This is a genomic window from Streptomyces sp. DT224 (assembly GCF_049844595.1).
Taxonomy (GTDB): domain Bacteria; phylum Actinomycetota; class Actinomycetes; order Streptomycetales; family Streptomycetaceae; genus Streptomyces.
In genome coordinates, this window is record NZ_JBNCLI010000016.1 from 63,021 (window position 1) to 88,018 (window position 24,998).

Here is a 24,998-nt window from a genome sequence, read left to right on the forward strand (position 1 = left end):
CGGGGGACTAAAGTGGCATGTGCCCGAGCGCGCAGATGGCCCGGGAGGTCGATCAGATGGACCTTGCAGCCGATCACATGGCGTGAGCGGCTGCGCACATGGGCTGTCGGGCCGATCCCATGGGGTGTTCTGCCGAGCAGATGCAATGCGACACTCAGCGCATGCCGAAGGAGGCATGTGCGTTCGCCGGGGAGGTAGGCACATTGGCCGGTCGATCGCGTCCGACCGCACGCAAGATTGCGCTGGGCCAGGAGCTGCGACGCCTCCGCGTTGCGGCGGGCATGAGGATCGAGGATGCCGCGGTCCTGGTGGGCTTCTCCGAGGCCCTGCTTCAGCGCGTCGAGACGGGGCTCAGTTCGCTGCGCCAGGCCCAGCATCTCATTGCGCTTCTGAGGATCTACGGCGTCGAAGAGCCGGACCCGCTCGTTGAGGAGCTGCTTGCCATCCAGCGGGAGGCTTCCAGCCAGGAATGGATCTCGGAGTTCAAGGACGGGATGACGCCCACCCAGATGCCGAAGTTCGTCGGCATCGAGGAGGTAGCGAAAACGATCCGCGTGTACCACCCGCTGCTACCGTGGGGAAGCCTCCAGACGGAACCCTTCGCGCGCGCCCTGTTCGCCATGCAGCAGCCAGTCCTGGAAGCCCCCTCCGACTCCGTGGAGAAGGCCGTACAACTGCGCATGCGCCGGCGTGGTTTCATCACCCGCAAGGACGATCCCGTCGCACTCGTCGCCATCATCGGAGAGTCGGCACTCCGGCAGATCATCGGCGACATAGAGGTGATGCAGGAACAGTGCGAAGAGCTGATCAAGCTCTCGAAGCTCGACAACGTCACCATCCAGATCCTGCCTACGACCGGAAAGCGATACCGGTTCACGGCCGACTTCAGCATCCTGGACATGGGGGACGAACTGCCCCCACAAGTCCAGGCAGATAACGCGTGGGGAGCCCTGGCTATGTCCGGGAAGCCCCGCGATGTAGGGGTCTTCGCCAGGCGGTGGGAGAGGCTTTCCGCTTCCGCCCTGCCTCCGGAGGAGACCGAAGAATATGTACGCAACCTAGCGCGAGAGATCAGATGACCAACAACAATGCTCAGCCCCAGTGGTTCAAGTCCTCCTACAGCGAGGGCAGCGGGAACGCCTGCGTGGAGGTAGCACTCAACACCAGCGCCGTCCTCGTCCGTGACTCCAAGGACGTAACGATCCCCAACCTCAAGATGACCCCCGCGTCGTGGTCGGCCTTCCTGACCCACGCCACACGCTAGTCCCTACCGAGAGAGCAATGATGGGCCCCCCTCTGGGAGATAGAGGGGGGCCCATCGCTGCTCTCCACGATGGCCATTCGAGCACAGCGAATCATCTTCCTGTGCCCGACACCAGCCTGCTTCCGGCCCTGGTGCTGAAGCGGCGATGGGTGGATGATTTCCCCACCCCCACATACAGAACAGCGCAAAGGGGTACCGGTGACCGTTTTCTTGCCGCACACGCCGACAACCGCGACAGTGGTCCGCGCCGGCTGCCGTACAACCCTCGTAGCACTGCCGGACTGGTACCGGGGGCAGATCCTCGTCCCGGTGGAGACGTGGGTCGTCATGATGGCCACCGGGCTCACCCGCGGCGCCCTGCCGGACACGCAGCTCCTGGTGCGCGCCCGGCTCGGGGCCCGTACGGAGCAACAGCTCGATCTTGAAGGCTGGGAGCTCCCCGACGGGGGCGAGCAGCCAGCTGCCGTGGCCGCGTGACTCCAGCTCAGCCTCCGCCCGCTTCCTCTCGGGCCCTGGCGACGGCTGCGTGTGCGGCTCCGCCGTACTGCGGGACCTTGTCGAGCGGGTCGCTTGCCCCGACACCGTGGCGGCGGTCATAGACCGTGTCCGCGGTGCGCGAGCCGGGCGCCCACCGGCCGGCCATGTTCCGCTCCGCCAGCGGCACACCCCGTTCGGCCATGTCCGTGTTCGCCCCGGCCCTCCACGAGTGCGAGGTGACCTTCTTGCCGTCGATGTACGGCACGCCTGCCCGCTCGGCGAGGATCTGGAGCCGTTCGTTGAGCGACCCGGGCCGCATCTTCGTGCCCCGCTCCCGGTCCGCCGGGTACTTGCGCAGGTTGCCCTTAACGGTGAGGGCACGGAACAACGGATCGGTGGGCCCGTCGGCGCTGAGATCGTGCAGGACGGCGAACCAGGCGCGTGCCCGACGCACGAGCTGAAGATCCTCGCGGTCCTTGATGAACCGGCGGGAACCCTTCCCGACCTGGTCGGTCTTGGAGGTAGCCGTCTTCACCCACAGACCCGTCTCGTGGACCTTGACCCACTTGCAGAGCTGATCGGCGAGTTCCATCTCCCGGTGCAGGTTGGCGTAGGCCAAGGCCGCGAGAAAGGCATCCCTCTTACCGATGTTCGTGCCCTCGTCAATGGCGGCGATGATCCGGACGTTGTACTCGATGGTGACGGATGCGGACCGGTCGACCTCGCCGCCGGCCTTCACCCACTCCTTCTTCCAAGCCCGCAGTCGGCCCTTGAAACGGCTGGGGTCGGGCCGGATGCCTTTCGGGTTCCAGTTCCAGATCCGCGACATGTACTTGCCTACGGTGTCCGGCACGAACTCCCCGGCTTTGCCGCGGCGGATGAGGTGCAGTCCGTAGGCCGTGTACGTCTCCGTCGTGCACGGGTACGCCGTCCGCGGCGGCTTCTGCGTGGCGCACCACGTCCTGAAGGCTCGGATCGTGGACTTGAGGTTGGTGACGGTGTTCTCGGCGAGGTCCGGTTCGGCAAGGTCCGCTTGATCCTCGGGGGACAGTCGAAAGTCGGCGTCCGTCCAGGCCGGCACCTGGTCAGTGCGCGGCGACAGCTCCCCGAGCCTGGTGCGCTCGCTGATCAGGTAGCGCGGCCCCGTCCCGGCCGGGGCAAGCTCGTCCCCGTCGACCAGCTCCGCCTGAACGACCTCGGCCTCCGTGCTCACGTCTCCTCCGGCTGCTCGTACTCGGGGTGGTCGGGGTGGTCGATGAACGGCGCGGCGAACTGCTGGACCACCATGCGGAGCGGCCCCACCAGCGGGGCCTTCTCTTCGGCGATCTGCGCCTTGAGCAGGTTGACCAGCATCAGCTTGCCCAGGAGATCGTCACGCGTGCGCTGCGGCTGGTTGCGGACGATGTGCATGGCGGTGGCCTGGTCCGCGAAGTGCCCGGAGCCGGTCAGGATCGGTGCGAATACCCGGCCGCCCATCCCCTGCACGCCGAACCGGCGGGTGCCCGGCTCGGTCAGCTCCCACCAGCCGTGGGGGGCAAGGACGCCGGCGGCCTCCAACTCCTCTGTGACACGGGCCTCCAGGAAGGCCGCCCACTCGGCGGCCGTCACCTCATCTTCGGCGGTCGGTCGCTCGGGTCGCTGTTCGGTCACCGCCGGGCCTCCGCGGGGAAGTCCGGGTGGTCCGCCCACTTCTTCGCCTCGTTGCGCATCCACTCCAGCTTGCGCACGGCGCCGACGATGTCCTGCTTCTCCATGCACGCGTCCGCGTATCCCCTGGCGTAGCCCAGGGCCTCGTAGAAGAGCGGTTCCACGACGGGTGTCGCCGCGGCCCGCGCCTTCAAGAAGGTGTGGAGGGCTTCGAGTTGGGCGCTCATGTCCGCGTACGCGTCGATGTCGGGGCGCTCGGGCGGGGAGAGCGGGGAACCGGTGGCGGGGGCCGTCGTCGGCTCCGGCCGGTAGCCCTGGGGGCTGTATCCGCGACCGTTCACGACTGTCCCTCCTGGTGACTGAAGGGGTTGGTGCACTCCGCCGAGGGCTCACCCACGGGGGTGAGACACGTACGGCACAGGTCGAGCCCGGGGCCGCCGAGCGGCGTGGCCGCGGTGCCCTGCGGGTCAGTGTCCACGATCATGGGCATGCTGGTCTTCCCGTCGCCGCCCGGCAGATGCCCACCGGTGATGACCCGGCCGAACGCCGCAACCCACTCGTCCGCATCGTCCGGCACCGGCATGGTGTTGGGCACCGGCTTCATGATCGCGTACATCTGCGTCGGATGCTCGATGTGCCCGAGGTGTGCGAGGCGGTCGCCCGGCGGCACTCCGCCCGAGCCGACCTCACCCGGACCGTCCGCGCGCTCGTTCCCGCTCATCTGTTCCCCTCCCACCAGGTACCGGCTATTCCAGGCAGAATACCCGGTAAGGGTGCCCTTACCGCCCCTCGATCCCCCCACACTACCCACTGAGGACCACAACGCGCGACCACAACACCCAACGACGTCATCCGCCCGTGAAACCACCCGATGTCATAGGCTGGGCGAAGTTCATCGGGTGAGTTCTGTCGGAAGGATCAGGATGGATCTGCGCATCAGTGGTGGGTCGGCCGCGTTCGAGGAGAAGCTGCTCGCGCTCTTCGCCGAGCACCGCGACGAGTTCACCGTCGAGGCCGATCGAGAATGGACACCGCAGCGCGCGAAGGACTTCGTCCGGATCGCCACGCCCCCCGTCCGCACACTCCTCAACGACGTTCTGCAGGGCGGGGGGTACCGCGCAGCGAGCGACCTGCGAGACATGGGCCGCGACCTCGCAGGCCCCTCCATCTCCCTGACGAAGACCCTGACCAAGGGCGTGGTCGACGGCCTATGGCCCAGCGGTATGCCCGCGCCCATCGCGGCAGACTACGGCCGCGAAAAACCCCAGAACAAGAAGGTCGAGGGGTACCGGATGGCGGCCGAACTCGTCCCCGTCTTCACCGTCGCAGTAGAAGGCTGAGCCCGTGCGACTGGAGCCCGAGCGGAACAGCACCCGAGGAGCGAGTGACGAGACACCGCCGGTGGCGGACCCGGAGACGGGCGAAATTCGGATACTCGAAGACCGCTGCGGAACGTGCATCCTGAACCCCGACGGAAGGAACGCCGGCCTGGAGCCGGGGCGGCTGAAGCAGTTCTTGGGGGACACCCGTGCGGTGGACGGACACGTGGTCTGCCACTCGACCATGCCGCCCTTCGTCCCGGCAAGCACGCCAGCGGCCATGTGCCGGGGGTATGTTGACGCCTACGGCCTCCCGCGAGCAGCCCAGGACGTCATACGACTTGGCCTCGGACATCTTGTAGAGGTCCCCGGCCCGAAGGCCGCCAGGGCGTAGCGCCCTTCCACCGCTCCGGCTGCACGAGCGAGGCGATCGTCGAGCTCTCAACGAGGGAACGGCAGTTGGCGTCCGCTCCGCGTTTTGTGCCGCAGGACGATGGGTAGGTTTCGAACGCATAGGTCACGAGTGATAGCCGATCAGGCCCCGGCCAGCTGTCCGGCGACCCCCATGTTGTGGCGATGGCGGGGAGCCCCGGGTGAAGACCAGGTCGCGCAGGTTTGTGCTGCGCGGCAGGAGCCTTCACATTGAGGACACCCGCAGTGCCTGCTTTGTCGTCATCTCTCATCCTGTCGACTGGGGCCCGTGTTGCTCGCCCCCTGGCGACGTTCCTAGTAGTTGCGGTGCGACTCGTGCCGGTTGCCACGGTCACGGTGTGTCTCGCGCCGACGTGGTTGACGTGGCCTGTCCTGCCTGAGCGGGTCCATAAGAGGACGCTCAACCTGGTCGTAGCGCTCGCGAAGTGGGCCAACCACTAGTCGGCGTCCGAGCGGGTCAGTGGGTCCGCACGGCTGGGTGCGGGCGGTGCCGCTGCCTGACCCGTACGCCGCGGTGTAACGAATCGGCGGGTCACTCCGTCTATCTCGTGCACGGCCCCCTGCGTCGGCGCCCGCCGGCACGGTATTCAGGCAGGGGGCTGTGCTCTGGGAGACATCGTGAGCACAGCCACCACCACCGCCGCGCGCAGCGAAGTGCTGCGTTCGGCGTCCCTGACGGTCTGCGGCCGGCGTGAGGGCAAGGTCAAGTCCTGCAACTCGTGTCTGCGGAAGGCCGATGCCGCCGTGCGGCTCATCAAGAGCCCCACGTTGAACACGCGGCTCTTGCCGCGCGTCGCAGACATCGTGTGCGGCTCGGACGGCCACCCCTGCGGCACCTGCTGGGAGAAGGCCACCGCCCTGATTCTGGAGCTGCGGCCGTGAACGATTCCGACTTCTGGGTGGTGAAGGCCCGCGTTCGCGCGGGTGGACAGGTGACGACTGCCCAGGTGGCGCTTTTCGGCCTGGACTGGGCAGCCTTGCCTGTTGAGGCGCGCTGCCTCGCAGTGCGCCAGGTCCGGCGTACCCTCTCCGGCACGGCAGGAATCTGCGAGTTCTGCGCGGGAACGGTCGAAGGCCCGTGCAGGCGCCCCTTCCCGTGTGGGCCGGTGTCGACGCTGGTGTCGGTCGGCGGCCACGAGTATCCGCTGACCGGCGACATGCTCACGGACTACGGCAGCGACCCCGGCCGCATGCTGGCTCTGGTGGCGACGGCCCGGGGCGGGTGGGGTCGCCAGGCGCGCGCCCTGGTTCCCGCCGCGGAATGGCAGGCCACCCATCCGCAGGCGCGTGAGGCCGCCCTGCGGTGTGTCGTTGAGGAACTGGTCCGCTGTTGCGGCGCTGGCCCGGACCCCCTGAACATCAGCACCCTGATCTGGGACGGTGAGCGCGAGTTCCCCTACCCCGGCAACTGGCCCGAGGCGCTTCCCGGTCAGAACTTCGTCCCGGCTGGCGGCTACGAAGTGTGGGCCGAGGGTGAGGGATACATCCCGCTGGACCGGTAGGCTGATTCCATAACTTCATACCGGGCTTCGGCCCGGCCGGCTGCGGCGCACGAGCGAGCGCCCGCGGCCTCCACGCTCCGACGACCGGAAAGGCATGCCCATGTCTCGCGTCACCGTTTCCACTCTCGGCTCCCCCTGCACGTCCTCATGTGACGTGACGAACCTCTGACCTGCGGTTTCCTACGCCGCCCTCGTCACGTCACTTCCCGGGAGACTGCTGTGCCTCCGCATGACTCAACACTCACGCGCGCCGCCCTGGGCACCGCGCATGCTCTGGGCCGGGCATGCCGCTGGTGCGCGAGCCGCCGCTTCGAACTCGCCCCCGCAGCCGCCTTTACGGGACTGACGGGACTGTCCTGGCTACATCACCTCGCCGACGTGAGCCGTGCCGAGCACGGCGTCTACGGAGCCGCCCTGGCCGCCTCCACCATGCTCACCGTCGGTGCGCTGAAGCACCGGCACAAGGGCCTGGCGACGGCGGGCGCCAGCAGCATGGCCGTCATGGCAGACGCCTGGATGGGGGCCACGCTCGGCCCGTCCGTGCCGTCCCTGATCGCCAGTTCCCTCGTGACCGGCGGGGCGTACGCCGTGTACGTGCCGTGGCTCGTCCGGTCCCGCCGGGAACAGCTCGCACTCCAGGTGAAGGCCGCGAAGGCCGGCGTCACCGCGCAGGGCCTGGGCACCGACACCCTCGCGCCGGGCCTGACCGGGGCCACCCGCGAGGAAACCGCGCTCATGCAGGCCCTCGTCGCGATGCTGTCCGTGCCGGCCGTGGACGTGACGGCGCTGGAGTACACCCGCTTCGGGTGGCGTGCGGTCATCGTGCTCCCGCCCGGCCGGGACACGGCCCCGCACAAGGTCATCGCCCGCCGCGACCAGCTGGCCACGAACCTCGGCCTTCCCGGGAAGCTGCGCCTGGCGAAGGGGGAGCAGGACAACGAGCTGGTGGCATACCTGTACGAGTCCGACCCGCTCGCCTCCCCGATCGCATGGCCGGGCCCGTCGACCAGGACGTGCACGGAGCCGGTCGTGCTCGGCGTGGACGCATACGGCCAGCCGGTGACGATCCCGCTGCTCTACAACCACACCCTGATCGGCGGGGCGACCGACAACGGGAAGTCGGGCGTCCAGAGCGTCCTCATCGCCTACGCGGTCGCGTGTGAGGACGCCGAGGCCCTGCTGATCGACATGAAGCCGGGAGCGGTGGAGTTCGGCCCGTGGCGGGACTCAGCGCTCGCACTGGCGGACACCCCGAGCCGGGCCATGCAGCTGCTCAAGATGGTCTGGGCCGAGGTCGAGCGCCGCGGCGCGCTGCTCTCCAGCCTCGGCGAGAAGAAGTGGGTTCCCGGTAAGCACGGGCCGGCGTGGTTCGTCTTCATTGACGAGCTCGCGGAGCTGATCCGCCGCGTGCCCGCGGCCGCGAAGCTGATCGAGTCGCTGCTTCAGGTCGCCCGGTACACCGGCGTCACGCTGGTGTGCGCGACCCAGTCGCCGAGCAACCGGGTCTTCGGCGGTTCCACGGACGGCCGGCAGCAGTACCAGGTCCGCATCGGCCTGGGCGCCAAGGAGTCGACCACGTCCAACCTCATCTTCGGGCCCGGCGCGTACGGAGACGGGTGGTGCCTTGACGAACTCGACCTCGCGGGGAAGTTCCTCCGCTGGGACCGCGAACACCAGATCCCGGTCGACGCCCGCGCGTACTGGATGACCGAGGCCGACGTGACCGCTACGAGCCACCGCTACGCCCGCGAGGAGACCGAGACGGAGGCTCGCGGGCATCCGGAGCACGCACCGGACCCGGAGGACGACCCGACGCCCCCGCGCCCGCCTGTGCCCCCTTCCGGCCCTGGCGGGGGCCGCCCGCTGCTGCGCGCGGTGCCGACGTTCCCGGACGGGTCGGAGATCGCCGACGAGCGGCATGCGGCGCTGTGGCAGGCGGTCGAGAAGGCCGGGCCGCGCGGCATCACTGTGGACGACCTGGTGGCCCTCGGCCTGCCGCAGTTCGCGGCCCGGTCGTCCGTGAACGGCCCCCTCGCGCAGTGGCGGCGCAGAGGGTGGATCGAGGAGGCCGGGAAGCAGGGGAGGGCGATGGCGTTCCGCACGGTGCCCCGGCTTCCGGTTGGCGAAGCGCCGGCGGCCGTCACGGACGCGGCGCCGGTAACGGTCGGCGGGTGAGGGGACGCCTTCGGCCCGGGACACTGGCGGAGCGAGGGCGTAGAGACAGGAAGTACCGGCGGTCGCGGGCGGCATTCTCCCCGCGGCCGCCGTGGCGTTCGCTGCCCTGGATCAGGCTGATGCCTTCGGCTTCCTGCTGCGCGCGGCCTCGACGGCAGAGCGGCAGGTGATGCACAAGGGGTTCCCGCCAAAGCCGTATCGATGGCAGCGCTGCTGGCAGCGGGCACACAGCCCGATCTGCGAAGGCGGGCACGTCAGCGCAGTGGAGTTCTTGGGCTGGGTGGGTGTTGTCATGGCTCACCCTCTCGAACCTCCGTTCTACCAGGATGCGGCCGGACAGCCCTTCCGGGCCACGCCGAACGCAGGGCGCCGGGACGGCTGCCGTGGCATGATCTCGCCCATGATCAAGGGGTGGGGGATAGGGGCGGCGTCCGCGCTACTCATGGCCGCGGTGGCGGCCGGGACGGCAGGATGCAGCGCGCAGGCAGACGCGGACGCGAAGCCGGCGACGAACGCGGGCCCGGCGGAAAAGACGCCTGCGGTGCCAGTCAAGGCGCAGTGGGACGAGACCATGGCGTGGTGGCAGACCCACGACATCAGGTGTCTCAACGGGGCGGACGTCGAAGAGAACCCGGACGGCTGCGCGATTCGCCTCCAGGACTTCGTGGACGACGTCCGAAAGATCCGCAAGGCGATGAACGCCGACCCGGATGCGCCCAAGGGCTTCTATTCCGAGGCGTACGTGATTATCGACCGGGTGGAGACGTACGCGGGAGTCCCAGTTGGTGAGTCCGACACCGACGGTTGGCTGGAGGCGCGGCCGCTGATCTGGATGGAGGGCCGGGCCCTCACAAACTGGATCAAGGCGCATCCGTTGCAGTAGGGCCGTCGTTGGATGGGGCAGGGGCCCGCGCGCGCCGAAGGCCCACCTATTAACCTTAATAGTTAGGTATTAACCTTGAAAGAAGAAGCGCACCGCGAAGAGGAACGTCAGGCTTGCTCCTTCGCGATTGACGCTCGTCACGCATCTCGCTTTACCGCCATCAGGAAGAAGCAGCGCCGCCAAATGGAGTTTTGGGCTTTTGAATTGGCCCGAAATAGCAAAGGGAAGCTCACCCGGGCGCAGGCCCGCTTGGAGGCGCGTCGGCAGCGGCCGGCTATGTGGCCCACGCTGGACGAGTACGTGGGACGCGCGATCCGCCTTCGGTTGGCCGAGGACGATTTGATCGGCCCGTGGGAACCGCTGACCACCGCCGAGGAGGAGGAAGCATCCCTGTCCGGCCGGGGAGTCGGCAAGAACTACAAGGGGCGGGGGCGCCTCGTCGTAAGGACCTACAACCTCCCTTCTTCCCTGGTCAGAGACCTGCGGGCAGCGGCGGTCCGGGTGAGTGAGGGCCCGTTGGGGGAGTTGGAAGACCTGGGCCTGCTGTACAACTCCCTCAGCTACAGCGAGGAGGAACAGGAACAGCGGGACACCCTGGTCGAGAGGGTGTTCTCTGCCGCCCGGATCGTCCGCGAAGCCCTGGAGCGATACGGCCCCTGGCCGCCGGACGAAGACCCCGTGCCCACTCCCTGAGTAGGCCCTAGAACAAGCGAGAGGCCGAAGGAGTGAACTAACGGTATTAACCTTAATACGAGAATCCGGCTACGCGCGCGCAGATATAGGGGCCTCCGAATTGCGCGGAGCGACCTTTCTGGGCGCTTTTTGGAATTCACCTTGCTTTCGCGGGGTGAGGTGCTTTTAATGGGCTCAATAGAGCGCATAAGGAGGCTCGCTATGCCCAGTTCCGTTCCCCCGCTCCCGGACCTCATCCGGTACACCCGCTGGCACCAGGTCCCGGCCGGCCTGCGCACCAAGACCCAGCTCGGCCGCATGGACCCGCCGCTCAAACCGGGGGCCGGCCCGGTCGGTCAGGTGCTCTACCACGGCAACAGCTACGCCCCCTTGTTCGAGGTCGCCGCCGCGGTGCCCAAGCGCCAGATTTCGCTCGCGCAGCGCGCCGTGCTCGACCAGGCCCGCGCGTTGCAATACCAGTGCCGGCGGTGCGGAGACCGCTGGGAGGAACCGCTCGGGAAGGGCCGGCTCTGCGTCCCGTGCCGGTACGTCACGACTCTCTGGGAGCAGCACGACCAGGCGCAGGCCCTCGCACGCGAGCTGGTCGCCGACCCGGCCGCCGCGCTCCTGGTCGTGGACGTCGAACCCGACTCGCTCCCGGAGGCGCAGGGCGTCGCCGTGGTCGGCGTCCGCGACCGCCAGGTCCTCTACGCCGCCGAGGCCGGGGAGTACGGCAGCCCCGAGCGCGGCGCGGTCCTCGAACGGCTCGATGTGCTCCTGGAGGGCCGCCGGGTGATCGAGGAGCCGGACTTCATGGGCCCGCACAGCCGGTACCCGTACGCCCTGCTGCGCCTGCCGAACTCCGGGCCGGTCACCTCCGGCCGCGACCCGCTGCACCCGTGGGCCGCGCCCTCCTCTGCGGCCAACGCCTCCGTCACCCGGATCTGGGCCGGGTGGTTCGGCTGGACCGACCGCCACTCCTCAACGAACGCGTGTGCCCCCTGGGAGTGGAGCGGCGACCTGCCCATGCCGTGGACGCGCTCGCTCGACCCGGCGGCCGACGGGCTGTCGATGGCCGGCCTGCTGCACCGGATCGCGGACGGCACCGAGCCGGTGTGGGAGCGCGCCGCGTGGACGGTCGACGGTCACGGCGTCGACCTGCCGGAGGTGAGTGCCTGATGTCCTCGCTGCGCATCATGGACTCCGACCCCGGCAAGGCCCGGCGCACCGCCGCGGCTGTCCAGCGGGCCCTGGAGGCGTCCCCGGAGATCGTCGTCGGCAACGTGTCACTGGTACCGAACCGGCGCGACGGCGGCGCCCGGGTCTTCATGGAGGTGCTACTCCTGGAGGCATCGGCGGCAACGCCCGGCGACGACGGCCAGGAGGTGACCGTTGAGCGTGACGACCGCCCTCGACGGCGCGTGCCTCGGGGCGAGCTGCCGCATGGCGGCCGTACGCTCAACGCATGAGCGCGAAGTACGTGGGCGGCCCGTTTCATGATGGCTCGAACCCGGACCCGTTTATCGATCAGATCGCAATGCGTACGCCTCTTGGCAACGGCACGTACGTGCGGGGCACCGATGAGAACGGCGTCGAGGTGTACCGGTGGGTGCCGGATGAGGACTGAACCGTGGTCGCTTAGACCAGGGGTCCGAGCGCGACCACCTTGTCGGCGAAGGCATGGCACTCGCGGTCGGTGAGGGTGAAGCCGACGGTGGCGCCGACCTCCCCGTCGAGGTGCGGCCGGACGGGCATGCCGAGGGCGATGAGGCGCCGGGCATCGTCAGGTCCGCATCGCAGAGTGAAGACGCCGTCCGGGTGCCCGGCCCACAGTGCCCCAGCGGGGTGCATGTTGAGCCGGTGCCGCAGCACAAGGAGGAGTCGATGGCTCGCGGCCTGCGGGCCGTCGTCCGCCGGTCGGCGCCCCGTGATTACTTCCTCCAGGCGCTCCGCGGCGGCCCGTGCGGCGTCGGGGTCCGGCGGGACGGGCGTGGGGGAGTGCTCCTGGCAGTAGATGCCTCGCGTCCATCGCAGGCGGCTGGAGCAGGCGGCCACGCGCAGCGGGATGTGGGCCTCGGCGGTGAGCGCGGCCGTCATCCGCTCGCCAGTGCGGGCATGCAGTAGGTCGTGGGAGCCGCGACCGGAGACGTACAGGGAGAGGGCGCAGCCGCTCGCTGTCACGTCCAACCCCTCGACATGCAGGTTGACCATCAGGCGATGCAGGGCCGGGTCGTTGGCCCGGTTGCCGGCCGCACGCTCCTTCACCGTCTGCCACGCCGTACCTACCAGCTCCGCCAGCACGGCGCACGTCGCCTCGATAGCGTCCTCGTCGCGCTGGTCGTCCGGGTGGTAGTGCCAGCGGACCGCCTCAACGGTCAGCGGCGTCAGCAGGCCCGGCGGCACGGTATCGGGCATCGGCTGAACCTTTCAGGACGGCGGTGCCCCCAGCCTACGCAGAGAAAGACCGGATTACGCACGCGGTCTCGAACGCCCGTGGAAGACTGGCCCGATCACACAGGACAGCAGTGAAAGGCCCGCGATGACCGACGATCCCCGGCTCTCCGAACTCCTCGGCGCCTCGGACCGGGAGGTCGTGCTCGCCGAGGACTTCGCGCACGTCGTTTACCGGATCTCCGCCCTGATCGGGTACGCCGAAGACGGGAACTGGCGCTCCGTCCACGAGAAGATCGGCTCGCTCAAGGCCGCGCTGGACACCTTCGACCGCAAGATCAGCGAGAAGGTGACGTACGAGGACGGCGAGCAGGGTTCGGTCTACCGCGATCCGATCGTGGACACCCACCGGACTGTGCAGCTCATCACCGCGTACGCACAGCAAAACGGAGGGCGGCTCGGTCCGGCGCTGTTCCCCATCGAGAAGCTGGAGAACGAGCAGGCCGTTGAGGCGATCCGTGCGAATCAGGAGCGCAATCGGAAGTTCCGGGAACAGCTTTTCGGTGAGGGCGCCTGAGCGGTTCGGGCGCTTCCCCGTTCGTTCGGCGAACTAGCCTTGAGGGTATGGATACCTCTCGCTACGGCATCCGTCTGCTCCAGGCGGCGGACATCGATTCGGCTCTGGAGCTGATGGCGCAGGCCAACCCGGGCTACGACGCGGAAAGCCTGGCCGCGAACCGGCGGCTGCTGGAGCTGAAGACCGCGCAGTCCGGATCGCGTCCCGCCGATGACGGTGTGCGGGAGATGGCCCGGCATCTGGCGAAGCTCTCCGACGGTGTTCTCACCGAGGATGCGGTTTACCAGAAGCTGAGCGAGAAGGCTGCTGCGGGCGGGGACCTGCTGGGCGAGGCGGTGTTGATGATGGTTGCGGAGGAGACCGCAACCGGGCAGGTTGTCGGCTTGGTGAACGCCGGCCCGCCGGGGAAGTGGGCGCTCCACGCTCTCACGCAACTGCCGGCCCCGATGGTTCAGCAGATGCGGGAGCGAGTCCTTGAAATCTCGGACATCGCGGTCTCGCCCAGCGTGCGCCGCCAGGGCATCGGGGAAGCACTCCTGAACGCCCTGCTCAATCTGGACAGCACAGAGGAGTCTCGACGCTGGCGCGTGGCGCTGTGGTTCTTCCACGAGGGCAGTGGCTTCGGCGACTTTCACCGCCGGATGGCCCCTGAGTGGCCCATTGACCGCCCGATCACCTTCCTCGACAGCGAACGTCACGCGGCACCATTCCGCCGCATGACTGGCGACCTGCGGGCCATCGTTGCCCCCCTCCACCCGGACCTCAAGCTCGTCAAGGACCCTACGGGGATGCCCGCCATCGCAGGCGTTTTCGATCAGCCCTGGCCGGACGCCGGCGGCGCTCCGGTCCCCGCGCCGCGCAACAAGCCCTCGAAGAGCGACCGGAAACGGGAGAAGAAGGCCCGCGGCCGCGCCCGCGGTTGAAGTTCGAGCGGGCGCAGTACAGTCGAGACAGGCCCGGTACCGCGTCCCCCGTCGGTACCGGGCCTGTTGCGTGCCGGCGGCCGTGGCCGCCCGCGCAACGTGACGGCCCGTCGGCGTTCACGGACCCTGCTCGGTGCGCAGTGCGCCCGGGCGCACGGGGCGGCCGAGGAGGTCGAGGACGAGCCGGCGGTGCGCGGAGTGCAGGGTGCGCACCGCGGCGGCCTCCAGGCCGGGCGGGGTCGGCTGCTCGCCGCGGGGCCGGCCGGGCTGGGTGGGAATCCACAGGTGCCCGGGGTCGGTGCCTTGCAGGGACGAGGCGATGATGCCGGCGCGCTGCCGCATCCACCGCTCCAGGACGCGGGCCGTCTCGGGGGACAGGGTGTGTGTGAGCTTCGCAGCCAGGAGGATGCGCGGCGGCCGGTGATGGAGCTGGACGTCGTCGGTGTACAGCGGTGCGAGCTCGGCGACGGTGCGGCCGGTCTCGGCAACGAGCGCGGCCACCGCCGCGGTGCGCACGGCGACAGCGGCGGTGGCGCCGCGGCGCTCGACAGCGAGGCGGCGTACGACTTGGGCCGCCTCGTCGGGGTCGAGGTGCTCGCCGGTGACGTTCGGGGGGACTTCCAGGCGCCAGGGGCTGCCCAGGTACTCGGCGAACACGTTGTAGGTGATGATCCGGACGCGGTTGGTCGCGGCGGCCGAGCGGGCGTTGGGGCCGGAGAGGGTGTTGCGGCGCCGCGTGCGCCCCGCTGCGGCGTCTTCGAGCCAGGCATGGGCGCGGGGGAGCTCCATCAGTTCCTCGGCGCTCAGCGAGGCGAGGGGGGCGGCTTCCGCGTTCTGGGCGTGCTCCAGGTACTCGGCGAGGAAGGTGCCGCGCACGCGTCGGGTCTCGTCGGCGAACTGGAGGGCGCGCAGCTGCTCCAGGAAGGCGTCGATAGCGGCGAGGGCGGTGCGGGTCACGCGTGCCAGGGTAAGGGGGCTGGTGGCCGGCAGACGGGCGCTTTCCGAACGCGGGGCGCGCTACTACACGCGCTGCGTGGCGTCCAGGTGGGCGAGCGCAAGCCGCAGCGAGAGGATCGCGGTGCCGAACGAGAGGTTGTCGAGCCCGTGCGCGTAGAGCTGGCCCGGCTCGATGATGAATGCCTCCGACACGCGATGCGCAATGGCTTCGTACTCGGCGGGATCGGTTGTGCGCTGCATGAGTTCCAGTGCCGTCGTCAGGTCGGGTGTGCCGATCTGACTCCATAGGTTGCCGTCGACGCGCAGGGATGTGTGCCGGATGTCGGCGACTGCCTCGGCCAGTTCTTCGTGTGCCTGCTGGTGATTCATGGCGGCAGTCTGCCGTAGCAGTGGGCCGGGGCCGAATCGGGCCGACGTTGCAGACGGGGCTGCCTACGCACCCAGAGGAGTCTGGTAACAGCAAACTGGCACCTCGCACCGCAAACCCGGGGGCCGCCGGTCGGGTGCGGCGTGAGCCATGGGCCGTGTCGAACCGATCCGGTCCGGCCTGGTCCAGTACGGTCCATCCCGGACCCAAGACCGCCCGCAGGAGGCCACGGGTCCGGGTGGGTGCCGGGGGCTAGGTTTGCTGTTACCGGGCCTGGCTGCCGGCCGCGTCCGCCGAGGCCGGCAGCATCCTTTCGAGCGAAAGGGGCCTTCCCCGTCGGCCGGCCCTGCTACGTTGTTCTCGTCGCCGGAGCCCTGGGGAACCCGGCGATCTTCTCTGGCAACAGGGGAGCCTCCACGGGAGGACAGTGGCGCCCGGGGCTGAGGATCGCAACGCATTCGTCTACTGACGCACAACACCCTGTGTCAGGGACAAGCAGTACAGGGCCAGCCTAGGGTCCATTCTCGGCGGCTTCAGTGCCGAGGAGAAGGAGCAAGGCCCCGCAGGTGGAAGGCCCCCGGTCAGCCGGGGGCCTTCGCGCGTACTCACTGATTCCGCAAGAAGAGGGCGCGGATCTCGTTCGCCCACTCCGCGCCGCGGTTAGCGGCTCCGTCAATCTCCCACGACATGTACGTCTGGACCCTCTCGTCATCATCGCCATGGCGGGCCCGGCCCTCCTCCCGCAGCCTGATCCACTCTCGCGCAGCCGGAACCGACAGGCCCGCCGCATGGGCGAAGCTCTCCACTTGACTACTCATGTCCGGCCAACGCCGAAGCTGCGCGGTTCGTTACGGCGTCCGTCAGTTCAGTGCGGCCCGCGCCTTGGCCAGCTCGGCGGCGGTGACGGTGACGACGTCGCGCAGCCCGGCGGCCTCCCACGCGGCCCGCGCCCTCGCGGCGTCCCCACCGGCGGCGTCCAGGAGCACGTTCTTGGCGATGTTCACCGCGATCACGCCCTCACCCATGTCCATGAGGTGGGCGACCATCCGCACGGACTTCTGCCGGCCGACGGACTCGTTGTATCGGTACACCAGCACCCAGCGGCCGAGCAGCGAGCGCGCCCGCTCGATCATCTGCCGGCCGCGGTCGGTCTCCTGCTGCTCCGTACGGATCTCCTCGGCGCTGCCGTCGGCGGTGCGCAGGGTGAGCAGGCCGCGGCGGCTGGACTCCTCGATCTCGACCTTCTCCAGGAGGGCGACGAACTTCGCGGCGCTCTCCAGGCGGGCGGTTTCCTGGGCGACTTGGGCGGCGATCATGTGCAGGTCCACGGCCAGGCCCTGGACCCGGCGGCCCCAGGCCGCTTCTTCTCCGGGCGTGCAGGGGCCGGCGGCCTGGGCGGCGGCGGTCACAAGGCTGTAGTCCACGGCTTCATCATCTCCTCTGGCGCGGCGCGGCCGCCAAGGACTTCCGGTGCCCAAGGGGGCGGGCCGCGTTCACGCGATGAGGCCGCGTCGGCGTACGTGCGGTTCGTACACGGCGAGGAGGATGCCCTCGGCGCGGTCGGGGCTCTTCATGCCGCGGGCCTTCATCTGCTTCTTCGACTCGACCACCGAGTAGCCGCCGGCGTTGTTGCCGAGGTTGGGGGTGGTGAGCTGGATGGCGGCCTGGCGGTCGACGCGGAGCCGGAGGCGGCCGGAGCCGGTGGCCGGGTCCGGCTGGAGCAGGGCCCGGGAGGCGAGCCACATCTCGTCGCGCTTGCGGAAGGGCCGCATGGGGGCGCCGGGGTCGTCGCGGTCGGGGGACTCGGAGACCATGACGCCGATGATCTCGCTGTGGTGCTTGCCATTCTGCCCCCAGACCTCCAGCATGCCGACGGCGCCGTGCCCGAGGCCGTTCTTGTCGATCTTGACGTGGACTTTCGCCGTGGAGCCGAGGGCCTGCGCCAGGCGCTCCGCGGCGTGGATCTCCTCCAGGATCTTCTTGGCGACGGTGACCTGGTTGTCGTTGGCGGCTCCGCTGGAGTGGTGGCGGTGCTCGATCGCGTCGCCGACGATGCGGTAGATGGTGAACTCGTCGCCGCCGTCCGCGGCGACGTCGACGCCGAGGCGGACCCAGGAGCCTTGCTTGACGGTGTGCTTGGCGGTTTCGCCGGGCAGGCCGAGGTCGCACAGGCGCACCCAGCCGGGGCCGGTGGGGTCCTCGTTCTGCTGCGCGTCCTCGATCCAGGTGATCGGGATGACCTTGCCGCCACCGCCCTTGGGGAAGCGGGCGTAGACCTTGGCCTGGACGTACGGGTGGTCCTCGCCGTACTCCCGGATCGTGCGGTCGATCCAGTCCATGTCGGGGAGGTGGATCGCGAGGGAGTGCGGCGGGACGCCTGCGGGGCAGTCGTTGCAGTACGGGACGCGTTCCTTGGTGATCGCGGGGGAATCGAACGTCGCGATGGGAACGGTGACTGTGGTGGGTTCCTCGGGGTCCTCGCCTTCCTCGCACAGACCCTCGAACCATGAGCGGGGGTCGTCGGCGGGCGGGTTCCCGATGGCCAGCATCCGCGCGTCACCGGTGAGGAGGTTGTTCGTGCCGGCGCCGATGCTTCGGGCGATGCCGCCGGCTTCGTCCACGACGATCAGGAGCTTCGGGGTGCCGTGGATGCCCTGCATGGCCGCTTCGTCGCCCTCGGGGGCGGTGAAGCCGTAGGCGACGACGACGTCGTTGCCGTAGGCGTCGGGCATCTTCCACTGGGTGGTGTCGCACCAGCCCGGCAGGCCGGCGCGGGCGACCGTCTTGCGGATGTGGGGCCACAGCTGGTTGCGAACCTGCCGGAAGCGGGTGGCGGTGGTGACGATGACCATCGTGCCGGGCGGGTTGACCGCTCCTGCCCAGGCGACGAGCCTGCCCGCGATCCACGTTTTGCCGACGCCGAACCCTGCGGGGACGGCGATCCGCTTGTGGAAGGGGACCGCGTCAACGATGTCACGCTGCTTCGACCAGATGCTCTCGCCCAGCACGTCCTCGATGAAGCCGCTGGGTGTGTCGGCCCACAGTCCGTAGAGGGTGCCGGTCTCCCGCTCGACTTCGGTGAGGACGTGGCTCAGGTCGTGGGTGTCGAGCGTCTTGAGGACGGCGCGCCGGGCCGGTACGGGGGCGCGGAGCAGCAGGTCGGCTTCGCGGGAGGCGATGCGGGACCGCACGCCGGCACGGTTTTCGACGGCGGCGTGCGCGGCGGCCACGGCAGGAGTCGGGGAGGTCGGGGCAGCCATGGCGCGCACGGTGCCCGTTGTGCCCGGCTACCGTCCCGGGCGGTTTCGGTCAGGGGCGGTAGCCACATCCGTAGGTGCTGTTCAGGCATTCCAGGGACAGGTGGTAGTCGCCGCGGCATCCGCAGTCGCAGCCGCACAGGAGGCCCTTGTGGAAGAGCCTGCGGATCTTCGCGAGGAACAGCTTGTAGGGGAGGGGGCCGGTGATCTCTTCCAGCGCGGTCTGCACGTCCCAGGACATCCGCAGGGGCACGAAGTGCGGGGGGTTGGGGTAGGGCTGCGGGGTGCGTCGGACGGCGTTGAGCAGTGCTTCGTCGGGGATGTCCTTGCACTGCATGGGGCGGCCGGCGACGTACCGGATCGTGGGGCGCTCGGGATCGTTCATCGGTGTTCCTGTACGTCCTCGGCCCCCGCCCTCTCCAGGAATCGCCAGGACCAGCCCAGGGGAGCGGGGTGGAAGCGTGCCTGATCGTGGAACGGGGGCCGAAGTTGAGGGGGTGGGGCGGCCCCAAGGGGGGTTGGGGCCGCCCCGGGGGGTGTTGAACCAACCAACCGGAGTGGAGGACAGGGTGCCCTTCACAGCCATAGACGGAGTGAGTCCGCCAGGTGTTACAGGTTTCGCAGAACTATTTTTTCGCGTTGCCGTTGGCGTCGAGAACGCGGCGGACGACCTTGGGGTCGCGGTCGATCACTTCGGCGATCTGGGGTGCTTCCCAGCCGTACGGTTCGGCGCCCATAACGAGGATCAGCTCTCTGCGCACCTGGAGCGCTGCGTCGTGCCGCGCTTTCGCCGCCTCGTACTCCAGCGCGATCTTCGGGAGCTTGGTGCCGGCTTTCTTGACGAACCGCACACCTGCGGCACGTGCCGCGGCCGGCTGCATGTCGCGCTTGGGGATGTCGGCGATGTCCGGCACCCCCAACACGCGAGCCAGGATGCGGTTGCAGGCGTTGCGGTTGATGCCCGCGGAGTAGTAGACGCCTTTCGCCGTGGCGTAAAAGGCGAGCGAGCACATCGCGGCATCACGCTCAGGCAGCAGCCGGTTGAGCTGTTCTTCCCAGTGATCCACGGCTTCGGCTGCGAGCCGAAGCCGCTCCTCGGGAGACCCGTCGACCGCGGCGAGTTCGTCCAGCATCGCGGTCCGGGCCTGCTCACGGATGGTCGCGAAGTCGGGCCGTTCCAGCTGGCCGACGTCCACCCTGCCAATCGCCGCCCGCAGCTCCTCGCCCGCCTCCCCCAGGTGTTCCTTGGCTGCACGCCGACGGGCAGCTGCTTCCTCGTATCGGGCGGAGATCGCTGTTGCCTGGTCCACGGCGTCCTTGGGGTGGGGAAGGCCGGCGTTGCGGGCAGCCTCGGCCCGTTCGGACAGAGGCGGCCACGGCGGCGGGTTGATCTGCTGCTCGCGGTCGAGGTCGTTGTGCAACAGGCCCATCGTCAGGCGCCGCAGGTGCGTGCGGCTGATGCCGAACTTCTCGTGCAGGTCCGGTGCGGGCTCGTAGAGTGCCGCTGCGGCGACGAGCTGCTGCCGCTCGTCCCTGAGCATGGACAGCTCCATGTGCGCCTGGTCGCGGATCTCCTCGGCGAGTGCGCGACGCTCGCGCGGGTCGATGATCTTCCCGAGCTCGTCGTCAACTTCGGCTCTCGCTTTGGTGCGGATCGCGGTGTAGTCGATGCTGCTCATGGTGGGCCCGTTCCCGGGTGCGCACCCTTTCCGGGTGCTGATGGCAGGGGACTCCCCTAGCCGTACGTCCTTAACAGGGAACTGTACACCATGTCCGCCGATTCACGGCTCTCACATGTTCTGACGTCGTCGGGACAGGTGGGCGCGGTGCTCGGCACGGGTACGGAGCCGAATCAGGTACACGGTGCGGGACGCGACCGTGACGGAGATACCGCTGATGATCCGCGGCTCGCCTTTCAGGTTAGCGAGCATCCATCCCGTGCTGACCGGCACGCGCCTCCCGTTGCGCCACCCTCCGACGGAGAACCGGCCGAAGTCGCGGTACCAGTGCTTGCCGATGCCGTGGTCGTAGATGCGGACGCTCAGGGCGGCAAGGGTGAAGCGGGCGACGCTGAAGGTGGCGCCGATCATCTGGGCCTGTCCGGAGTCGTGGCCGCGGAGGGGCCTGACGGCGAGGCGGGGCCCGCCGCGCCAGACGAGCAGGTGCCAGCGGAAGGTGAGGGGGATGTGCCGGGCTATCACCGTGTACCTCCGGCGGTGCGGGTGACGCGGGAGCGGGTGCCATCGGGCAGGAGCACGAACTCGGCGCCGTTGGGGTAGAGGACCGTCATCTCGCTGGGCAGCATCGGCCGGCGCACCTTCCAGCCGTGGCTGTAGGACTCGCGCGGGTGGTCCTCGAACCAGCCGTTGCACTCGGTGCACACCAGGAGCAGGTTCTGCGGCTGGTTGATCCACTCCTCACGGGCGCCGCCCATGCCGCGGTTGACCCGGTGGTGAATGGTCAGGTCCCGGGGGCTGTCGCAGCGGACACAGTGCCCGCCGTCCCGGGTGTGCACGAGAGCGCGCACAGCGTCCGTGGGGCCTGTGCGTCGGCGTCGAGGGGCCACGGTGGGGTTCTCCGTCCTGCCCCCGCGCGCTGGGACGCCGGTGGCGGCCGCGGGGGAGCGGCGGGAGCGAGAACGGGAACATGCACGTGCGGGGCGGCTACCGTCCCGGGGCCGGTCAGCCGGCGGCAGCAGCCTCCTGTTCCTGACGGGAGCGGGCGGCGGTGATCGCGTCGAGGAGTTCCGCGGCGTAGGGAACGGGCACGTACGAGACGTAGACGCGGCCGGTGCGGGTGGCGTTGTCGCCGAGGACGATCTCGTACTCCGCGCCCGTCTGCTCGTCGTCGTAGTTGTACGCGCCGGGTGCTGCGTCGGTCAGGGGGCCGTCGGCCTGGTCGAACCAGCCGATGCCGAACATGGCGTCGACGGCCTCGGCGATGACGTCGTTAGGGACGTCGTCCAGCTCGACGGTGGCGCGGGTGTCGTCATCGACGCAGACGCGGCCGTTGCCGAGTTCGCGCGGCTTGTCGATGGTGAGGGTCACCGGGCAGCAGTACGTCGGGGTCTTGGTCGGGGCGAGGCCGGGCAGGGCCAGGCCCAGGGCGTTGACAGCGGATTCGCGGAGCTGGTCGGAGGCTTCCCTCCACTTGTCGAGGGCGTTCATCACGGTGGGCTTCATGGGCTCGGGTCCGTTCGTTCGTGCCGGTCAGCCGACGGGTTCGGCTTCCGGCCTGGAGCGGTGTTCGAGCTGCTGAAGCTGCCGTCCGTGATCGTTAGCGTCTCGGGGTGAGGCCGCTTGCCGGCCGAGAAGGGCGCCGGAGCGGCCCGGGCCCGCAGCGATCTCGGGTGGCCCACCACAACTGTCTTCGTCTTCTTCTTTCGTCTGTGTTGGGTTCCTCTTGTTTACGTACGCGACACCGCATCAGGCCAGATGCGGTGTCGCGTACGTGGCCTCATGCGGTGGAGCGCATGAGGACTGCACCTGATGCGCTCCACCGCATGAGGGAAATCCTCATGCGCTCTGGCGCACGTGGATTATTTCCGCAGGTCAGGAACGGTGCGTCTTCTGCATCCCGAGGCAGTTCGCGATCAGGCGCCCCAGGAAGCGGCGGGGGCGGCCGATGACGATGACCGGCTCCAGGGGCCTGTCCTCCTCGATCGACGGGGCGGCGGCCACGCCACCGCGCGCGATCTTCATCTCTCCGACCACGACCGGCCGCTGCCGCTCCGGGGCCGCCCGGTCGACGCCCGTGCGCAGCTCCCGGCACAGCCGCTCGTGGTCGCTCGCGCACTTCCCCGCCTCGACCCGGCCGCCCAGGGCGAGCCACCGCGCCAGCGTCCGGTACGAGACCCCGATACGCGCCGCGGCCTGCTCCCGCGTCGCCCCTCCCCGGATCGCGGCCACGAGCTCCTTCACGTCCGCGGCCGCCAGCACTCGCTTCCCGCCTCCCGGGTTCGTCGGCCCGCCCTGGGCCGGGGAGAGCACGGGGACGGGCGCAGGCTGCTGCGCAGCCTCCACGCGGGCGTAGAGGATGCCGCACCGCCGCTCGTACTCGGTCCGGGCCCGCCCGTCCGCGTGCACCTCGCGTCCCCGGGCCAGCCACCGCGAGACACTGCGCCTGTCCACGCCCGCGGCCTTCGCCGCCTCGTCCAGCTGCCCCTTCGCCAACAGCGGCGCCACCGCCTTCACGACGTCGTCCGTCAGGAGCGCCGGACGCCCGAGCGGCTTCTTCTCCGCGGCGACGTCCCGGCCCAGATCCTTCTCGCTCATGATCCGGTCGACAGCCCTACGCTTGCGTTCCGCGTTCTCCAGCTCCAGGACCAGGCGCAGCGTCAGCAGGTCCAGGCCGGTCGCGGCGGCCCCGTCCGCGTCACGCACCCGCCGGCCCTGGGTGATCCACCTCTGCAACGTCGTCAGGGGCATGCCGAGCTCCGCGGCAGCCTCCGCCCGGGTCCGGCCCTTCTGCACCGCCTTCGCGATACGGGCGATCTTCTGCGCGTTGAGATGGGTCGGGCGGCCAAGGGTGGGAGAACCAGTCTTCGTCATAGCGCGGAAGGTAGGCACCCGGGCCCCCTTGTGTCCTGGGGTCCTCGGAGCCCGCCCAGCGCCCGGGCCGGCCAGGCGCCGAAATGGCGCCGGAGACGGTAGCGGGTGCGGGGCTCGGCAAGGTACGCCTCCCGGGCGCAGCAGACCACCCCCACACGCCGTGGAGGCCGCCTGTGAGCGGCCGGCCCGGAGAGCGCAGGCGCCGGCTTCCAGTCGGCGCCGTAGAAGCAAAAGGGGTGCTGGCCCAGCCACAGGGGATGACCGGACCAACACCGTGCAGCCTCGGCTCAGATCGAGTTGGCCATCTCTGCGAACGCGGCCTTGGTGCCAGCTCCGGCGATGCCGTCGATGGCACCGGAGTAGTACCCATAGTCCTTCAGGAACCGCTGAAGGGCCTTGATCGTCCCGGTTCCCACGATGCCGTCGATCGCGCCCGTGTAGCTGTACTGGCGGAGAAACCGCTGCATGGCCTGCCAGCTGCCAGTACCGAGCTGGCCGTCGATGGGCCCGGTGTAGCCGTGAAGGTCGGCAAGCCAGTCCTGCACCCTCTTTGCCTGTGCCGTGGTCAGCCCGAGATTGACAACTTCGGTGACCGCCGCTGGCCCTGAGACGACTGCCTGTGGCCTCGCCTGAGTCACAGCGACGGCAGTACCGGAGGCCGCCAGCGTCCCGGCGGAAATCCCGAGCAGAGCTGTGGCGGCAATGAGCGCCCTTGCCTTGATCGATCGCATCTCTGTCCTCTCCATGCCAACCCGACATACGGGGATCTTCCTCGACCCGCCCACTCTGGCACGAGCCCCGCCTCGTTCGGGGCTGAAGCGGGAGGGTTGGCCGGTAGTCCGCTGCGCCATCCGAGGTCGGAGCACGTCAGGAGCGGCCAAGGCGAGAGGCATCCAGGGGGCTTCGGCCAAAACCGTCGGCGCACATCACATCCACACCGGGGTTCTACGTGAGCCGAACCGCTCGGTTCCGCCCCCGCTCGCGCCGCAGATATCCGCCCTCCTCCAGCCGCCCCAGGTGGTACGCCACCGTGGAGGGGGAGCGCAGCCCGACTCCCGCCGCGATCTCCCGGATCGACGGCGCCTCGCCCTTGTCGGCGATCTCGCTCCGGATGAACTCCAGGATGCGCCGCTCGATCTCCGTCGCGTCTCGCGTCAACGCCGCGCCCGCTGCTCGGCCCGGTAAGCGGCGATGAGCTCGGCAGTCTCCTCGCCCAAAAACCCGTCGGCAGCTTCCAGCGCCGCGTCGGGCAGGGAATCGTCAGGGGCGTACCCGGGCGCCGGACGGCCCGCGAGGTGCCCACACAGGGCGTCGAGATGGTCCAGGAGCTCCGCGCGCCGCGCCTGGGCGGGGCTGAGCGCCCGCAGCCACTGAAAGCGTTCCTCGGCGGTCTCTGGGCGGTCAGGGAGCGCGCGGCGCAGCCCGTCGGCGCGATCGGCCAGCGCGTTCCACACGGGCAGCCGCAGCGCGTCGGCCAGCGTTCCCGTTCCCTGCCCTGCTTCGGCGGTCGTGGCGGTCATGCTCCTCACCGTCGCACCCCGCACCGACAACACGCCGCGCCCCGTACGAGGATTCCGTCGTACGGGGCGCGGCGTTACTGCGGTC

The 24,998-nt window shown here is 69.4% G+C and carries 32 protein-coding genes and 1 riboswitch; of the genes, 14 read left to right on the forward strand and 18 right to left on the reverse strand.

What is annotated here, in order from left to right; genetic code table 11:
* Nucleotides 1-161 precede the first annotated feature (161 nt).
* From ACLQ2N_RS32690 to ACLQ2N_RS32700, 3 genes are all read left to right on the forward strand, one after another.
* Complete coding sequence (locus tag ACLQ2N_RS32690; protein ID WP_425818848.1) at nucleotides 162-1,079, forward strand: helix-turn-helix domain-containing protein; 918 nt, start codon at nucleotides 162-164, stop codon at nucleotides 1,077-1,079.
* Entirely contained in the window at nucleotides 1,076-1,264 is a 189-nt protein-coding gene (locus ACLQ2N_RS32695) for a DUF397 domain-containing protein (RefSeq protein WP_425818850.1), read from the forward strand. The genes ACLQ2N_RS32690 and ACLQ2N_RS32695 overlap by 4 nt, the downstream gene beginning before the upstream one ends.
* 198 nt (nucleotides 1,265-1,462) lie before the next feature.
* Nucleotides 1,463-1,741: a hypothetical protein gene (locus ACLQ2N_RS32700; protein ID WP_425818851.1), complete on the forward strand. Its 279-nt coding sequence runs from the start codon at nucleotides 1,463-1,465 to the stop codon at nucleotides 1,739-1,741.
* Between the two features lie 7 nt (nucleotides 1,742-1,748).
* Here ACLQ2N_RS32700 and ACLQ2N_RS32705 read toward each other — a convergent pair whose 3' ends face one another.
* Genes ACLQ2N_RS32705 through ACLQ2N_RS32720 form a run of 4 tightly spaced genes read right to left on the reverse strand, consistent with a single transcriptional unit; the run spans nucleotide 1,749 to nucleotide 4,109 of the window.
* Nucleotides 1,749-2,954 carry a tyrosine-type recombinase/integrase gene (locus ACLQ2N_RS32705; RefSeq protein WP_425818853.1) on the reverse strand — a complete coding sequence of 402 codons (1,206 nt, stop codon included), beginning with the start codon at nucleotides 2,952-2,954 and terminating at the stop codon, nucleotides 1,749-1,751.
* Complete coding sequence (locus ACLQ2N_RS32710) at nucleotides 2,951-3,391, reverse strand: DUF6221 family protein (RefSeq protein ID WP_425818855.1); 441 nt, start codon at nucleotides 3,389-3,391, stop codon at nucleotides 2,951-2,953. The genes ACLQ2N_RS32705 and ACLQ2N_RS32710 overlap by 4 nt, the downstream gene beginning before the upstream one ends.
* The gene (locus ACLQ2N_RS32715; protein ID WP_425818857.1) at nucleotides 3,388-3,729 is read right to left on the reverse strand and encodes a hypothetical protein; all 342 of its coding nucleotides are present in this window, start codon (nucleotides 3,727-3,729) and stop codon (nucleotides 3,388-3,390) included. Before ACLQ2N_RS32715 ends, ACLQ2N_RS32710 begins: the two co-directional genes overlap by 4 nt.
* Complete coding sequence (locus tag ACLQ2N_RS32720; protein ID WP_425818859.1) at nucleotides 3,726-4,109, reverse strand: hypothetical protein; 384 nt, start codon at nucleotides 4,107-4,109, stop codon at nucleotides 3,726-3,728. Before ACLQ2N_RS32720 ends, ACLQ2N_RS32715 begins: the two co-directional genes overlap by 4 nt.
* Before the next feature lie 202 nt (nucleotides 4,110-4,311).
* Here ACLQ2N_RS32720 and ACLQ2N_RS32725 point away from each other — a divergent pair, with 202 nt between their 5' ends.
* The 9 genes from ACLQ2N_RS32725 (at nucleotide 4,312) to ACLQ2N_RS32765 (ending at nucleotide 11,998) form a co-directional block, all read left to right on the forward strand.
* A complete protein-coding gene (locus ACLQ2N_RS32725) occupies nucleotides 4,312-4,728 on the forward strand; it encodes a hypothetical protein (RefSeq protein WP_425818861.1) in 417 nt (138 codons plus the stop codon).
* 494 nt (nucleotides 4,729-5,222) lie between these two features.
* A riboswitch (SAM riboswitch) is annotated at nucleotides 5,223-5,347 on the forward strand.
* A 410-nt stretch (nucleotides 5,348-5,757) separates the two neighbouring features.
* Entirely contained in the window at nucleotides 5,758-6,021 is a 264-nt protein-coding gene (locus tag ACLQ2N_RS32730) for a hypothetical protein (RefSeq protein WP_425818863.1), read from the forward strand.
* On the forward strand, nucleotides 6,018-6,641 hold the full coding sequence (locus ACLQ2N_RS32735) for a hypothetical protein (protein WP_425818865.1): 624 nt from the start codon (nucleotides 6,018-6,020) through the stop codon (nucleotides 6,639-6,641). Before ACLQ2N_RS32730 ends, ACLQ2N_RS32735 begins: the two co-directional genes overlap by 4 nt.
* Before the next feature lie 378 nt (nucleotides 6,642-7,019).
* Nucleotides 7,020-8,816: an FtsK/SpoIIIE domain-containing protein gene (locus ACLQ2N_RS32740; protein WP_425818867.1), complete on the forward strand. Its 1,797-nt coding sequence runs from the start codon at nucleotides 7,020-7,022 to the stop codon at nucleotides 8,814-8,816.
* A 91-nt stretch (nucleotides 8,817-8,907) separates the two neighbouring features.
* Nucleotides 8,908-9,699 (forward strand): hypothetical protein, encoded by a 792-nt coding sequence (locus ACLQ2N_RS32745; protein ID WP_425818869.1) that lies wholly within the window; start codon nucleotides 8,908-8,910, stop codon nucleotides 9,697-9,699.
* Nucleotides 9,700-9,774: 75 nt separating this feature from the next.
* The gene (locus tag ACLQ2N_RS32750) at nucleotides 9,775-10,392 is read left to right on the forward strand and encodes a hypothetical protein (RefSeq protein WP_425818871.1); all 618 of its coding nucleotides are present in this window, start codon (nucleotides 9,775-9,777) and stop codon (nucleotides 10,390-10,392) included.
* Between the two features lie 201 nt (nucleotides 10,393-10,593).
* Nucleotides 10,594-11,550 (forward strand): hypothetical protein, encoded by a 957-nt coding sequence (locus ACLQ2N_RS32755; RefSeq protein WP_425818873.1) that lies wholly within the window; start codon nucleotides 10,594-10,596, stop codon nucleotides 11,548-11,550.
* Entirely contained in the window at nucleotides 11,550-11,840 is a 291-nt protein-coding gene (locus ACLQ2N_RS32760) for a hypothetical protein (RefSeq protein ID WP_425818875.1), read from the forward strand. Before ACLQ2N_RS32755 ends, ACLQ2N_RS32760 begins: the two co-directional genes overlap by 1 nt.
* Complete coding sequence (locus tag ACLQ2N_RS32765) at nucleotides 11,837-11,998, forward strand: hypothetical protein (RefSeq protein WP_425818877.1); 162 nt, start codon at nucleotides 11,837-11,839, stop codon at nucleotides 11,996-11,998. The genes ACLQ2N_RS32760 and ACLQ2N_RS32765 overlap by 4 nt, the downstream gene beginning before the upstream one ends.
* Before the next feature lie 11 nt (nucleotides 11,999-12,009).
* Here the strand turns inward: ACLQ2N_RS32765 and ACLQ2N_RS32770 are convergent, their stop codons facing one another.
* Nucleotides 12,010-12,786, reverse strand: a complete 777-nt coding sequence (locus ACLQ2N_RS32770; RefSeq protein WP_425818878.1) for a hypothetical protein — start codon at nucleotides 12,784-12,786, stop codon at nucleotides 12,010-12,012.
* A 124-nt stretch (nucleotides 12,787-12,910) separates the two neighbouring features.
* On the opposite strand from ACLQ2N_RS32770, the gene ACLQ2N_RS32775 reads away from it, so the two are divergent.
* Nucleotides 12,911-13,339 (forward strand): hypothetical protein, encoded by a 429-nt coding sequence (locus ACLQ2N_RS32775; protein WP_425818880.1) that lies wholly within the window; start codon nucleotides 12,911-12,913, stop codon nucleotides 13,337-13,339.
* Nucleotides 13,340-13,386: 47 nt separating this feature from the next.
* Nucleotides 13,387-14,262, forward strand: coding sequence for a GNAT family N-acetyltransferase (locus ACLQ2N_RS32780; RefSeq protein ID WP_425818882.1), 876 nt, complete (start codon nucleotides 13,387-13,389; stop codon nucleotides 14,260-14,262).
* A 117-nt stretch (nucleotides 14,263-14,379) separates the two neighbouring features.
* On the opposite strand, the gene ACLQ2N_RS32785 is transcribed toward ACLQ2N_RS32780, so the two are convergent.
* From ACLQ2N_RS32785 to ACLQ2N_RS32845, 13 genes are all read right to left on the reverse strand, one after another.
* On the reverse strand, nucleotides 14,380-15,219 hold the full coding sequence (locus ACLQ2N_RS32785; RefSeq protein WP_425818884.1) for a hypothetical protein: 840 nt from the start codon (nucleotides 15,217-15,219) through the stop codon (nucleotides 14,380-14,382).
* A 63-nt stretch (nucleotides 15,220-15,282) separates the two neighbouring features.
* A complete protein-coding gene (locus ACLQ2N_RS32790) occupies nucleotides 15,283-15,588 on the reverse strand; it encodes a hypothetical protein (RefSeq protein ID WP_425818886.1) in 306 nt (101 codons plus the stop codon).
* 858 nt (nucleotides 15,589-16,446) lie between these two features.
* Nucleotides 16,447-17,010 (reverse strand): hypothetical protein, encoded by a 564-nt coding sequence (locus ACLQ2N_RS32795; protein ID WP_425818888.1) that lies wholly within the window; start codon nucleotides 17,008-17,010, stop codon nucleotides 16,447-16,449.
* Nucleotides 17,011-17,079: 69 nt separating this feature from the next.
* The gene (locus tag ACLQ2N_RS32800; RefSeq protein ID WP_425818890.1) at nucleotides 17,080-18,846 is read right to left on the reverse strand and encodes a hypothetical protein; all 1,767 of its coding nucleotides are present in this window, start codon (nucleotides 18,844-18,846) and stop codon (nucleotides 17,080-17,082) included.
* Nucleotides 18,847-18,895: 49 nt separating this feature from the next.
* Nucleotides 18,896-19,228, reverse strand: coding sequence for a hypothetical protein (locus tag ACLQ2N_RS32805; protein WP_425818892.1), 333 nt, complete (start codon nucleotides 19,226-19,228; stop codon nucleotides 18,896-18,898).
* 241 nt (nucleotides 19,229-19,469) lie between these two features.
* Nucleotides 19,470-20,522: a hypothetical protein gene (locus ACLQ2N_RS32810; protein ID WP_425818894.1), complete on the reverse strand. Its 1,053-nt coding sequence runs from the start codon at nucleotides 20,520-20,522 to the stop codon at nucleotides 19,470-19,472.
* A gap of 111 nt (nucleotides 20,523-20,633) precedes the next feature.
* The gene (locus tag ACLQ2N_RS32815; protein WP_425818896.1) at nucleotides 20,634-21,044 is read right to left on the reverse strand and encodes a hypothetical protein; all 411 of its coding nucleotides are present in this window, start codon (nucleotides 21,042-21,044) and stop codon (nucleotides 20,634-20,636) included.
* Nucleotides 21,041-21,370, reverse strand: a complete 330-nt coding sequence (locus ACLQ2N_RS32820) for a hypothetical protein (RefSeq protein WP_425818898.1) — start codon at nucleotides 21,368-21,370, stop codon at nucleotides 21,041-21,043. The genes ACLQ2N_RS32815 and ACLQ2N_RS32820 overlap by 4 nt, the downstream gene beginning before the upstream one ends.
* A gap of 154 nt (nucleotides 21,371-21,524) precedes the next feature.
* The gene (locus ACLQ2N_RS32825; RefSeq protein WP_425818900.1) at nucleotides 21,525-22,025 is read right to left on the reverse strand and encodes a hypothetical protein; all 501 of its coding nucleotides are present in this window, start codon (nucleotides 22,023-22,025) and stop codon (nucleotides 21,525-21,527) included.
* 369 nt (nucleotides 22,026-22,394) lie between these two features.
* Complete coding sequence (locus tag ACLQ2N_RS32830) at nucleotides 22,395-23,393, reverse strand: hypothetical protein (protein WP_425818902.1); 999 nt, start codon at nucleotides 23,391-23,393, stop codon at nucleotides 22,395-22,397.
* A 287-nt stretch (nucleotides 23,394-23,680) separates the two neighbouring features.
* Nucleotides 23,681-24,124 (reverse strand): peptidoglycan-binding domain-containing protein, encoded by a 444-nt coding sequence (locus ACLQ2N_RS32835; RefSeq protein ID WP_425818904.1) that lies wholly within the window; start codon nucleotides 24,122-24,124, stop codon nucleotides 23,681-23,683.
* A gap of 214 nt (nucleotides 24,125-24,338) precedes the next feature.
* Nucleotides 24,339-24,551: a winged helix-turn-helix transcriptional regulator gene (locus ACLQ2N_RS32840; protein WP_425818906.1), complete on the reverse strand. Its 213-nt coding sequence runs from the start codon at nucleotides 24,549-24,551 to the stop codon at nucleotides 24,339-24,341.
* A complete protein-coding gene (locus tag ACLQ2N_RS32845; RefSeq protein WP_425818908.1) occupies nucleotides 24,548-24,913 on the reverse strand; it encodes a hypothetical protein in 366 nt (121 codons plus the stop codon). Before ACLQ2N_RS32845 ends, ACLQ2N_RS32840 begins: the two co-directional genes overlap by 4 nt.
* Between the last annotated feature and the right edge of the window lie 85 nt (nucleotides 24,914-24,998).

What these genes read in the sequence shown, in the direction of transcription:
- ACLQ2N_RS32805 (WP_425818892.1), bottom strand. Translation starts at nt 19,228, where the DNA reads ATGAACGATCCCGAGCGCCCCACGATCCGGTACGTCGCCGGCCGCCCC.
- ACLQ2N_RS32770 (WP_425818878.1), bottom strand. Translation starts at nt 12,786, where the DNA reads ATGCCCGATACCGTGCCGCCGGGCCTGCTGACGCCGCTGACCGTTGAG.
- ACLQ2N_RS32720 (WP_425818859.1), bottom strand. Translation starts at nt 4,109, where the DNA reads ATGAGCGGGAACGAGCGCGCGGACGGTCCGGGTGAGGTCGGCTCGGGC.
- ACLQ2N_RS32830 (WP_425818902.1), bottom strand. Translation starts at nt 23,393, where the DNA reads ATGACGAAGACTGGTTCTCCCACCCTTGGCCGCCCGACCCATCTCAAC.
- ACLQ2N_RS32765 (WP_425818877.1), top strand. Translation starts at nt 11,837, where the DNA reads ATGAGCGCGAAGTACGTGGGCGGCCCGTTTCATGATGGCTCGAACCCG.
- ACLQ2N_RS32690 (WP_425818848.1), top strand. Translation starts at nt 162, where the DNA reads ATGCCGAAGGAGGCATGTGCGTTCGCCGGGGAGGTAGGCACATTGGCC.
- ACLQ2N_RS32790 (WP_425818886.1), bottom strand. Translation starts at nt 15,588, where the DNA reads ATGAATCACCAGCAGGCACACGAAGAACTGGCCGAGGCAGTCGCCGAC.
- ACLQ2N_RS32725 (WP_425818861.1), top strand. Translation starts at nt 4,312, where the DNA reads ATGGATCTGCGCATCAGTGGTGGGTCGGCCGCGTTCGAGGAGAAGCTG.
- ACLQ2N_RS32810 (WP_425818894.1), bottom strand. Translation starts at nt 20,522, where the DNA reads ATGAGCAGCATCGACTACACCGCGATCCGCACCAAAGCGAGAGCCGAA.
- ACLQ2N_RS32695 (WP_425818850.1), top strand. Translation starts at nt 1,076, where the DNA reads ATGACCAACAACAATGCTCAGCCCCAGTGGTTCAAGTCCTCCTACAGC.
- ACLQ2N_RS32825 (WP_425818900.1), bottom strand. Translation starts at nt 22,025, where the DNA reads ATGAAGCCCACCGTGATGAACGCCCTCGACAAGTGGAGGGAAGCCTCC.
- ACLQ2N_RS32835 (WP_425818904.1), bottom strand. Translation starts at nt 24,124, where the DNA reads ATGCGATCGATCAAGGCAAGGGCGCTCATTGCCGCCACAGCTCTGCTC.
- ACLQ2N_RS32755 (WP_425818873.1), top strand. Translation starts at nt 10,594, where the DNA reads ATGCCCAGTTCCGTTCCCCCGCTCCCGGACCTCATCCGGTACACCCGC.
- ACLQ2N_RS32800 (WP_425818890.1), bottom strand. Translation starts at nt 18,846, where the DNA reads ATGGCTGCCCCGACCTCCCCGACTCCTGCCGTGGCCGCCGCGCACGCC.
- ACLQ2N_RS32845 (WP_425818908.1), bottom strand. Translation starts at nt 24,913, where the DNA reads ATGACCGCCACGACCGCCGAAGCAGGGCAGGGAACGGGAACGCTGGCC.
- ACLQ2N_RS32780 (WP_425818882.1), top strand. Translation starts at nt 13,387, where the DNA reads ATGGATACCTCTCGCTACGGCATCCGTCTGCTCCAGGCGGCGGACATC.
- ACLQ2N_RS32760 (WP_425818875.1), top strand. Translation starts at nt 11,550, where the DNA reads ATGTCCTCGCTGCGCATCATGGACTCCGACCCCGGCAAGGCCCGGCGC.
- ACLQ2N_RS32775 (WP_425818880.1), top strand. Translation starts at nt 12,911, where the DNA reads ATGACCGACGATCCCCGGCTCTCCGAACTCCTCGGCGCCTCGGACCGG.